This window comes from Syntrophobacterales bacterium, assembly GCA_031274925.1.
Classification (GTDB): domain Bacteria; phylum Desulfobacterota; class Syntrophorhabdia; order Syntrophorhabdales; family Syntrophorhabdaceae; genus PNOM01.
Window position 1 is genome coordinate 1 of the sequence record JAISPL010000033.1, and the last position, 10,937, is coordinate 10,937.

Consider the following 10,937-nt stretch of genomic DNA (forward strand, 5'->3'; position numbering starts at 1 on the left):
TACGGATTGATAATCTGTCCGCAAACGCTATTGTCTCCGGATACTATCACTCTTTCGCCTTTAACGATAATGGAGAGGTATGGTCCTTAGAGGCATGGGGAAGGAACAGTTCCGGTCAGTTAGGTGATGGGACGACTAAAAGAAATACTGTCCCCATTAAGGTGATGGGGGAGTAAATAGTCTTTGACGGCGGAATAAACTGAATGAGTCGCAACCTCCTGCGGGATTGAAATATCAGTCCCGCAGGAGGTTTTTTACCTGAAAACTCACTATTGTAACGGCCCAGACATTTCTCCCATCTTACCGGCTTACCGGCAGAAAAACTGACGGTAAGCAAGGCCCCTTCCCCTAAATAAATAATCAATCCTCTCTGCCCCCCCCACAGACAGATAATGCAGAACAGCAGTCATAACGCCTGATTCCATGGGCAAAAAATAGTTTGACAATCATTATTACTCATAGTATATAACGAACTGGCAATATAAACAGGACGGTCACGGAGGTTTTCCTTGGAAATCAGCCAGAGGCATTTTGGTTTATCTTCTTTTCATAAACCGGTCTCTCGACCTTCCTGACGCCAAGATGGCCGGTTACACTTGACGTACTTAAGCTGTCGGCTTAAAAAAAACATCAAGAGTGGAGATTGTACGCCGGACAGTGGATAATTATCGAGTGTCCGCTTGAATTGTCAGACCGCTCTGTTAGCATGAAACAGATTAACTGTATGGAAAATTAAAATGAGGAAAACAGTCATAAGCGCAATATTGAGCATGCTTTGTTTTATGTTGCTTATCGGGTTAGCCCTTGCCGTGGAGATCAATGTTTCCGCAGCAGCAAGCTTGAGAGAAGCCGTGACCGAGTTGTCAGAGATCTTTGTAAAGAGACACCAGGGCATAATCGTGCAGAAAAATTTTGGAGCATCTGGCGCCCTTGCAAAGCAGATCGAAAACGGGGTTCCCTGCGACATATTTTTCTCGGCAAATCAGGAGTGGATAGACTATCTGAGAGAGAAGAAACTTCTCGACGGAGAAAATATCACGACCTTTGCCTTTAACGAGCTCGTATTTGCAGGTAACCCCGGTCTCAAGATAAGGGATCTTAAAGATGCGGCAAGGCTGGATAAGATCGCCATCGGCAGTCCCAAAAGCGTGCCTGCCGGTCAATATGCCATGGACGCATTCAGAAACGAAGGTCTAGATAAACAGATGGAAAAGAAATTGGTCATGGCAAGAGACGTCCGTGAATGTCTCCTATATGCGGATCGCGGTGAAGTGAACGGCGCTTTTGTCTATAAGACTGATGCGGAACAGATGGCCAAAAACGTTAAGATTCTTTTTACCGTGCCTCAGGGTCTCTATCCGAGACCAACATACCTAATGGCACTGACCTCGACGGGAAGCAGGAAGCGCGAAATACTTGCTTTCTATAAGTTCCTGCGGTCTCCCGAGGCTAAGACAGTTCTTCAAAGGTACAGTTTTCTGGTGAACTGACCATCAATGCTGCCCGCTTTTACACCCACAGACTACTCGGCAATATTGCTGTCACTGAAAGTTTCAGTGGTGGCGACTTTATTGTCCCTTCCATTTGGGTTTGCAGTGGCCTACCTTATGACCTACCGCTCATTCCGGGGGAAAATCGTCCTTGATGTAATGGTCAATCTCCCATTGACCTTGCCTCCAGTAGTGATAGGATACCTGCTGCTGCTTCTCCTGGGACAGCAGGGGTGGGTAGGAAAATTTATACTTAAGCCCTTGGGCATCAGTATAATTTTCACCTGGAAAGCAGCTGTTATTGCAACGGCAGTGGTCGGTTTTCCGCTTATGGTCAGGTCTATCAGAACCGGCATGGAGACAATCGACCGGCGGCTTATTCAAGCATCGAGAACTCTCGGGGCAGGATGGTTCGACAACATTGTGACGGTGATCATACCGCTCGCAATGCGGGGAATTATTGCTGGTTCCGTCCTTATGTTCGCAAGGGGACTCGGCGAATTCGGCGCTACAATCATTGTGGCAGGCAATATTCCTGGGGTCACCCAGACTATCCCCCTTGCCATTTACGAATATGTCAGCTCTCCAAGGGGGGATGTTCTGGCAATGGTCCTTTGCACCGTCTCCATCACCATCTCCATAACCGTGCTGGTACTTCACGAATGGCTTAGCAGACGTATGATAAAGAAGGCCGATTGACATGGAATTAAAGATCGCAATACAAAAACAATTCGGGACGTTTCATTTGGATGTGGATTACGATGTTGAAGGTGAGCGGGTTGGGATATTCGGGCCTTCCGGTGGTGGCAAATCGACGCTTACGGGCCTTCTCGCAGGACTGAATCATCCTGATAGAGGGATAATCCTGCTTGATGGAGATGTGATCTTCGACAGCAGCAAACAGATCAACACCCCTCCAAACAGACGGCGCATCAGCATGGTATTCCAGCGTCCCCATCTCTTTCCTCATCTAAGCGTAAGAAACAATCTCCTCTATGGTTACAGGCGTTGTGCGCCTGAGCACCGCAGAATCACGCCGGATAATCTGGTAGAAGTGCTGCGAATTGGCCATCTCCTGGACAGAGGAATCAGGAATCTTTCCGGCGGGGAAAGACAGAGGGTGGCTATCGGTCGCGCAATCCTTTCCAGTCCCCGGTTGCTCGTAATGGATGAACCTCTGTCGGGTCTTGACGACAACCTCAAATTCCAGATTATTCCCTTTCTTAAAGAGACATGCGAGACCTTCATGATCCCGTACCTCTTCATCTCACATTCGTTAGTCGAAATGAGAATCATGGCGGACAAGGTGCTAAGTATGGCAGAAGGGCGCATTACGGGACATATGACTGCAGAGGATCTGGCAAGATCATACATGGGAGGTAACACGACAGGCTATACCAATCTTCTTGCCTTGAAATTCTCACGCCGTATAAATGGCCTGTATGCCTATGACTGGGGGAACCGGGAGATTTTCGTTTCAATGGGCAGCGACCAACCGTCCACCTTTTTTGAGCTGTCTTCAATGGAAATAATTCTCTTCAGGCGTCACCCGGAAGCCATCAGCGCCCGCAACCTGCTGAATTGCCGCGTCACCAATGTTTTTGATGCAGGCTACAGGCTTGGCATTGAACTGGAGTGTGGCGGAGAACGCCTCATAGCGGAAATCGTCAGGCAGGCTGCCGAAGATCTTGGCATAACAAAGGGAAACGAAATCTTTGCCGCCATAAAAGCCACAGCTTTCAAGCGTCTGGGTTGATTAGTCCAAACCATATCAACCGGACCGATTCCATGAACCGCCTTTTCATAACAGAAGGTCAATCCCGCAAGGGAACTCATATTTTTTTCCGACAGAACCCATGAGTGTAAATGTTATATGCCTGACCAGGCTTCCACCAGGAACCGGTCTGCTCAATCAGTTTCATGGAGGGAGTGGATCTAAAACCCACTGTAAAATCCGCCAAAAGTCTTGACAGAGCGGCCGGACAGATGTAAAAAAACTATATGGAGAAAATGAAGCTTGCGTATAAGGTGTGGCTTGACAAGGATGGCAAGGCTTTCGGTGAAGGCCCTTACAGTCTGTTAAAGCTTGTGGAGAAGACGGGTTCGCTCAATCAGGCGGCGATGGAAATGAACATGTCGTACCGCAAAGCATGGCTCACGATTCGCTCCATTGAAGAAAAACTGGGATTCACCCTTCTTGAGAGACATACTGGAGGCCGCTCCGGTGGAGGTTCTACGATCACACCCGAAGGGGCGGAGTTCATGAATCGTTATGAGTTATTCCGGAAAGAAGTGCAAGAAGTTCTCCAAAATACCTACCTCAAGCATTTCGGTTAATATCTCTATCTGAATATCAGCATGGCGGCAGGTTTTGGGCCGGGCGTTATAGTACGTGCGCTTAGACAGAAAAGGTGGGCGGCTTTGAAATGATCCTTCGCAGATCATCGGCCTCATCGAATACCCGGACCAAACAACTTCTCCGAATCCTGCGTATGGCCGATTTTGTTCTTAAGCCACTTTCTTCCGCCGGGCTTACAGCCATTGTGCCGCCAGAGGTTCTTGCCGATGTATACACCCTCGTCCTTGTCGATCCTCTCATAGCAAACATAACAGGTATCACGTCTCAACTCATCAAAGAGAGGTTCCTGATAATATTTCTGTCTTACCTTACGGGACATATAGATTATTCCTTGCCGTATCTTTCGATAAGGACTTCGGTGAATTTCCAGTAACCATCATCTGTTTTTCTCATCTTTACCGCCTCTACGCCTTTGCTTTTAATCTCTACAGAAGCTGTATTGCCTTCCCGCCTGACACGGAGATGCCAGATTATGCCCACATTGACGTCATGTATGTCAAGATTGCCGAGAGTTACCGTTGACCCGCTGCTTAGCGGGATGCTGCCCTGGCCGCGTATGACCGATACGAGATAGAGGCGTACGCCTTCTTTAATGCTTAGCATGTTCGTCGAAACAGCCGACGCGATACCCTTATTTAGCCCGGTGGAGGTCTCGTCTCTTGGGAAAAGGCTCTTTGCGAGGCTTTCGGTGACAGAATCAATGTCAACATATTTCATGGCGGCCTCAGCATCATGATCGCTCACTGCCAGGATAAATCGATAAATCGAGTAGTACGGGGTGGTTTTAAGATAGATAAAGGCCAGGACCATTAAGAGAAGAATAACGCCCGATACGAGTATTACCTTGCCTTTCTTCATACGGTGATTATTTCCCTCTCAGGAAGCATTGGCAAATGCCGGTGGGTTTCTTCCAAAACAGACAGGCAGGGCTTCCTTTTATCTGCATGGCCCGGAAACACGGCGGCACAGGGAATGCCAAAACTCAATGGACGAGGCATGGTGTTGCTCCTTGTTGGTCAATAAAATAAAAAGATAGCATCAAGGAAGAAAAAAAACCAGCCCAGAGAGGTTACCATACCAAAATACCTGATGGTCTTTTTTCTCTTAGAGAATATAGCGATCGATAAAAGCATGAGGCCGGCATGTAAGGAAAAGAAAATAAGGACATAACCATAGTTCCTCTTTATTTCCTGAACTATCACTCTTTATTTGCCAGTTCATCCTTTTTTGGTCTTAAGTTCGGCCTTTTTCTTGTCGTAAGGCTTGATTACATCCCTGTTTGGACGAGCATATTAAACGGGAGCCGGATAGTATCAGGAAAGATAAAATATAGAAGCATTTTATGAGAAGAGACTGATGGAGATAACCGTCGCCAGAACGTCAAGGGTGCGATTCCGACAGTAGCAAGGCTCAATATGATGTATGACATCCGAGATGAAAGGCGCGGGGTTAAGATAACAAAATCCTATTACAATCGAAGTGATAACCGGATAATTACAGCAGGCACGGGGCGTAAGGTTTGGGCGGCCCGTCAAAAGGCCGCCCCGCAGTTTCGAAGATTTGGTAAAGCGACGGGAGAGCAAGGAGCGCTGACGATCACTGAAGTCTTGAAGCAGACAGGCTTAAAAGAAGCTACGTTTTATAGGCGTTTACGGGAATAAAAACTTAAGCAGGAAAGATAATTAAGCAACTATCAAAATGTGTACTTTTTGATAGTTACAACTAAGGGTAAATACTTAGGTATTCAAAGGAGTTACATGAGATGAGGACGGGTTTTGGATAAAAACATGGTGCGCCGTATATTACGCTGTAAAGCGCTACAACGGTAAAAACAACACAGGGACTTACTTCCCGGAAAAGGAGCGTTTCAAGATGAGACCCAAGAAAAATATACTTTTATCTGTACTCGTTTCAGCGGCATTTATATTGACCATAATATACTCTTCAAGTTTTTTCATCAATGTTGCATATAGTGCTGATCAATATAGAATTACAGGACAGTTTTTCGATAGAGGCAGCATGGAAGAGGACGTGCGACCGATCACTTTTCCCCAGGGAAAAACGCCGTCCATCGGGGTGTTTAAGGGCGGTATGCCCGTTAATACGCATGTTACGGTTACGCCAGACGGCAAGTTTGAGTTTTATCTGTCTAAAGAGTGGGTCGACGCTTTTGTGGGCAATGAAAACGACTATTATATGTATATGCCTTTTCTCGATCTCGCGATATTCTCGCAATATGCCGACTACAACACCTCCAACAACGGTCGTCCGGTAAGCATCTCAGAAATAAGGGCAGGCGCACCGCTACCAATATTGGGGCGGTTTGGTGGCATCATTCAAGGCAAATTTTCACTGCCAACAGATGTCGTCTTTCCGGATCCTGGCTTACACGGATATATTGCCCTAAGGGAACTCAAAAGTAATGATTATGATAATGAGAGTTGGTATAGCTTGAACAACAACCAAGGTTATTTCCAGTATAGTTTGACAGTTCCCCCCGGTCAATACAAAATTGCTTTTGGTTATGGAAGGTATGGTAGCGCGAATACGTTTCAGTATTTCAATGGGAAAACCACAGACGAAAGCGCTGACATCATCACGGTTACCGCTTTTGAAGACGTTACAGGCGTCAACACCGTAGGGACACAATTATCGAGCGATGCTACGCTTGCTTCGCTCACCGTCAGCGCTGGAACGCTTATCCCCGCCTTTACACCCAACACTACAAATTATACGGTCACTGTCCCTAATAATGTCAGCAGTATTAACATAACAGCTGCAGCCACTCATGGAGCGGCTTCAGTTGCCGGCACAGGGACAAAGGATCTTGTCGTTGGCATAAACGCTTTTTCTATTACAGTGACCGCCGAAAATGGCGCAACACATACCTATACAATAGCCGTGACCCGTGAAGGTGAGCCGCCTGAGATCACTACCAGCTCGTTACCGTCTGGCACGGCGGGAACCCAATACAATGAAAAGCTGGAAGCCACAGGCGACCCCGATCGTTGGAGCATCGTAGGGGGAGCATTGCCGGAAGGTTTGATATTAACCGCTAACGGTATTATATCAGGCATCCCAAGGAAAGGGGAGACCGCTTCTTTCACTATACGAGCGGAAAACCAATACGGCTTTGATGAAAAACAGTTGTTTATCGAAACAACTGACGAACCACCCATCATTGTAGGCATACCACCCATCATTACAACGACATTTCCAAATAACCGGTTGCCAGACGCCGTGGAAGGAGAACTGTATCCTGGTGTGAGACTTACAGCAACTGGAACCGCACCCATTTATTGGTCGGCGAGCGGTCTGCCTGAAGAAATGTGGATAGATGCACAAGAAGGAATAATTACGGGGATTCCAAGAACACCAGGCATGAAAATCTTTTCTATCACAGCGACTAATATATTTGGTCCGTCAGTAGACACCAAGACATATCAATTATATGTAAGGCCTGCAGTTTTAAATACCGATGCACAGTTTTTACAGGAGAGCGTCTCAGGAATATTGAGAAACGGCTTGAGCCAAAGCAACCTGTCCCTCAATGGTAAGGTTTTAACATTGGTTATCGATGGCAGAGAGTTTGTTCTAAGCTCCAATGCTAACAACCGCAATATAAGCGGTGAAATCGCTCTCGGTAACGGTTATTACCTGGTATTCGACATCAAGGGCAACGGCTCAAACGTTAAGGATTTCAGGGTTATTAAGAGATAGGCAAATCCATAAGGAGCAAAAATACAGGCCAAGGCTTAAATCGCCTTGGCCTGTATTTTTGCTCAAATATCATTTCACCCCTTGTCAGCCGGACAATACGTATGCGCCCTTATCCAGAAACTCCCAGGTCTAATCAGCACGGAAGAAAATGCCGGATTTAAACCCCTTTCTCTATAATCCAATAGGTCATCGAACAATACAAAATATCAATATATAAACTATCAATATATTTAATTTCAATGCACTTATTGCTGGAGTATCGGCTGATAAGTTGCTATAATTTTTTCCTCCTGCTTTCCAAACATTATAGACTACTTGAGGTGAAGCCATGGGAATTAATTACCGAAGCGATCTTAGCGCCGATGAAAACCTGCTGATGGCGCTCGTGAGAGCGGCCGAAACTTTCAAAAGGGCCGTCTCCAACATCTTCAGAAAACACGGCCTTTCCTTCCCGCAGTATAATATGCTGAGGGTGATTGATGCCTCAAAGGATGGCCAGAGCAGAATCACCCATGTGAGCCGCATCATGATCGTTCCCGTTGCGAACATGACCGGCATTGCGCGCAGACTCGAAAAGAACGGATTCATCAAGAGAAAATCGGATCCAAGTGATGAGAGAGTTACAATCCTTGAGATCAGCCCAAAGGGAAAGAAGACGCTAATCCGCATTGAGAAGGAGAGGGATGATTACATATACATGATGTTGAAAGATTTTGCCGAGAATGAAAAATCAGTTCTTCTGCAAAATCTCAAACTCCTTATCAGAAATAACAGAGAACTTGAATAGCTCTTACTCCTTCATTCCATCTATGGAAGATCTCTTGTCTTGCATCTCCACGGAAAGATTTCAGTCTCGCGCCTAAAGAGGCGGCACCAGCCATAGGACCCTAAACAGGGTCGGATTCAATCTTTTTTCCTGGACCGGACTGCCTGCCGCTTAAGTATTACTTGTCGGTAGAACGCGGAAAGGGGATTGATATAGTCCCGATTGGACACTCGGGGGCACAAAAACCGCATTCCTCGCAAAGGTCCGCTGCAAGATGCACCTTATCGCCTTTTAGAGACAACGCCTCAGGCGGACATGCCTCCACGCAGTTCCCACACCCTGTGCATTCTTCCAAACCGATAACAGGTATCATCAGATATTCATCCCCATGCGATATCCATCATGAATCGCATTATTTATTCTTCGTGGTCTTTTTGCATCACCTATATAATATATTTCCCGCCCCGGAACAGTCTCCCAGATTTCCGCAGGCTCCTGCTTAGCCAATATGATTCCGTCGAACCCTATCACTTTTTCACCAGAAGAACCGGACAGACGAATACCATGCCCTTCAATCCCTAAAATGCGGACTCCAGCCATGAGAACGACCTTCTTCTCTTTCAGAGACCTCACATACTGCCACAAATAAAAGGGGTTCACATCCCGGCCGAATCTCGTGCCTTCTTCGATAACCGTGAGGTCGTACTCTCCGGTGCGGAGCAAAAATACGGCTATCCCAAGACCCACGCCGCCACCCCCGATAATGACGGTCCGGCGCGGTGGCTTTATCCCTTTTGCCATAATGTCCTCTGGAGTAAGAAAGGCCTGCGACGAAAGATAAGGCGCCTTCCTGATCCCGGCGCCGTTTGCCAGCACTACCACTTGCGGCCCTTCTTTTGCTATGATGTCTGGAGTACATGCCACACCAAGGCGGATATCCACTCCGTTGCGCCTGCACTCTCCTTCAAGCATCTTCACCGGACGAAGCAGTTCCATGGCTCCATCATCCACCTTTGCTGCAAGGAGAACGCTGCCGCCCACTTTGTGCGCCTTCTCGAAAAGTGTAACTTTGTGCCCTCTTGCGGCCGCCACTGACGCGCACTGAAGACCCGATGGGCCTCCTCCCACGATGACCACTTTTTTAGGTTTCTTAACCCGGGCAAAGCCGTAGTACCCCCATGCGGGATCCGCCTCTTTACCGAGATTGGGCCGCACGGAGCACCCTATAGGCTGATGGTAATAGAGACGCGAAAAACAGAGATTACACGCGATACAAGGGATAATCTCATCTTCCCTGCCCTCTCGCGCTTTCTTTGGAAGCTCGGGATCAGCAATCATAGGACGACAGGCTTCCCAGAAATCTATGCTGCCTCTCTCAAGCGCCTTTTCCGGTATTTCGGGGAGAAACTGCCGGAAGGCCATCATAACTGGAACATTTACTTCCTTCTTCACAGCTTCAGCCACATAGAGCCAGTGACCCATGGGAACGTCCCTCGTGATAACCGACTGGGACGATTCATGCCACCCTATAGTTACACTCACAAAATCAGCTCCTGCCTTCTCGGCGATCTTGAAACTCTCAAGGCTCTCCTCAAAAGTATTACCTCCCCTGTCGTCGAGAAGCTCAAGGCCACACAACCTTATGCCCACAGGAAAATTGCGCCCAACCTCAGCTTTGATACCTTGAAGCACCTCGACCATGAGACGGCACCTGGACTGTATATCCCCGCCGTACTCGTCCTGTCTCTTATTTGTGTATCGGGAAACGAATGTGGAGACAAGGTATCCTACAATACCGGAAATTTCTATCATATCATACCCGGCATCGACCCCTCTTCTCGCCGCCCTAACATGATCCTTCACGGACTGTTTTATCTCCTCAACCGTAATATCCCTGGGTTTCTTGAAGTAGGACAGTTTCTGGGGAACGGCAGAAGCCATGAGGCTATAATCAAGCTCCACACCGCCCTCTCTCCCGCAATGAAGTATCTGCAGGCATGAGAGCGCCCCGTGTTTTCTGATTACATCCGCGATACGGGCAAGACCGGGTATAAAGGCATCGTCGTAAATGGCCATCATGCCTTTGAATCCTTTTCCTTCGCCCTTCAGGTCCGGATATGCCCCCTGAGTCGTCACTATACCCGCCCCTCCCCGAGCTTGGGCTTCCATGTAGGCCACTTCTTTGTCGCTTACAAAACCATCCCCGTAAGGGAAATTGGTCTCCGTGGCCGCGTATTTGACTCTATTTTTTGCGGTAAGGACTCCGATGCGCCCCGGGGAAAAAATATGCGGGTACTTTTCCATGTCATGTCCTTGCATTTATTTGTATTTGATTCCCTGCCACGCCTAACGCTAAATATCTGTGTACGATTTACCACAGCCTAAAATAGTTAGTCAAGTATATAACTTCACTCCCCTGAAACACACCTCCCTCATCTCTCCTCTCTTTCCTGGCCGTCTATCTTAAATAAGTATCCGCCCGGAGAGTTCAATATTCTTTACGCGCTTAGACCTAAAAAAATGGAGGATGATGGAATCTGGCGCCGCTGCCGAGATCTATAGCCTCTATCCGCAGGAACTGGCGGGGGGATTGTTTGTTGGG

Annotated in this window: 11 protein-coding genes; 7 read left to right on the top strand and 4 right to left on the bottom strand. The window is 47.5% G+C overall.

Features of this window, described 5'->3' with window-relative positions; translation table 11 throughout:
* The first annotated feature begins 29 nt into the window (after positions 1-29).
* From LBQ00_05980 to LBQ00_06000, 5 genes are all read left to right on the top strand, one after another.
* Entirely contained in the window at positions 30-176 is a 147-nt protein-coding gene (locus LBQ00_05980; GenBank protein ID MDR2018400.1) for a hypothetical protein, read from the top strand.
* A 561-nt stretch (positions 177-737) separates the two neighbouring features.
* Positions 738-1,490 (top strand): molybdate ABC transporter substrate-binding protein, encoded by a 753-nt coding sequence (gene modA / locus LBQ00_05985; protein MDR2018401.1) that lies wholly within the window; start codon positions 738-740, stop codon positions 1,488-1,490.
* Positions 1,491-1,496: 6 nt separating this feature from the next.
* Positions 1,497-2,189, top strand: a complete 693-nt coding sequence (modB, locus tag LBQ00_05990) for a molybdate ABC transporter permease subunit (GenBank protein ID MDR2018402.1) — start codon at positions 1,497-1,499, stop codon at positions 2,187-2,189.
* Position 2,190: 1 nt separating this feature from the next.
* Positions 2,191-3,246, top strand: a complete 1,056-nt coding sequence (gene modC, locus LBQ00_05995) for a molybdenum ABC transporter ATP-binding protein (GenBank protein MDR2018403.1) — start codon at positions 2,191-2,193, stop codon at positions 3,244-3,246.
* Between the two features lie 254 nt (positions 3,247-3,500).
* Positions 3,501-3,827: a LysR family transcriptional regulator gene (locus LBQ00_06000; GenBank protein MDR2018404.1), complete on the top strand. Its 327-nt coding sequence runs from the start codon at positions 3,501-3,503 to the stop codon at positions 3,825-3,827.
* A 113-nt stretch (positions 3,828-3,940) separates the two neighbouring features.
* On the opposite strand, the gene LBQ00_06005 is transcribed toward LBQ00_06000, so the two are convergent.
* Positions 3,941-4,168 (bottom strand): hypothetical protein, encoded by a 228-nt coding sequence (locus LBQ00_06005; protein MDR2018405.1) that lies wholly within the window; start codon positions 4,166-4,168, stop codon positions 3,941-3,943.
* Positions 4,169-4,173: 5 nt separating this feature from the next.
* Positions 4,174-4,707: a DUF2939 domain-containing protein gene (locus tag LBQ00_06010; protein ID MDR2018406.1), complete on the bottom strand. Its 534-nt coding sequence runs from the start codon at positions 4,705-4,707 to the stop codon at positions 4,174-4,176.
* A gap of 1,014 nt (positions 4,708-5,721) precedes the next feature.
* Between LBQ00_06010 and LBQ00_06015 the strand changes: the two genes are divergently transcribed.
* Both LBQ00_06015 and LBQ00_06020 read left to right on the top strand, forming a co-directional pair.
* A complete protein-coding gene (locus tag LBQ00_06015) occupies positions 5,722-7,569 on the top strand; it encodes a cadherin-like beta sandwich domain-containing protein (protein ID MDR2018407.1) in 1,848 nt (615 codons plus the stop codon).
* A gap of 328 nt (positions 7,570-7,897) precedes the next feature.
* Entirely contained in the window at positions 7,898-8,356 is a 459-nt protein-coding gene (locus LBQ00_06020; GenBank protein ID MDR2018408.1) for a MarR family transcriptional regulator, read from the top strand.
* 157 nt (positions 8,357-8,513) lie between these two features.
* On the opposite strand, the gene LBQ00_06025 is transcribed toward LBQ00_06020, so the two are convergent.
* A complete protein-coding gene (locus tag LBQ00_06025) occupies positions 8,514-8,708 on the bottom strand; it encodes a 4Fe-4S binding protein (protein ID MDR2018409.1) in 195 nt (64 codons plus the stop codon).
* Positions 8,708-10,639 carry an FAD-dependent oxidoreductase gene (locus LBQ00_06030; GenBank protein ID MDR2018410.1) on the bottom strand — a complete coding sequence of 644 codons (1,932 nt, stop codon included), beginning with the start codon at positions 10,637-10,639 and terminating at the stop codon, positions 8,708-8,710. Before LBQ00_06030 ends, LBQ00_06025 begins: the two co-directional genes overlap by 1 nt.
* Positions 10,640-10,937 lie beyond the last annotated feature (298 nt).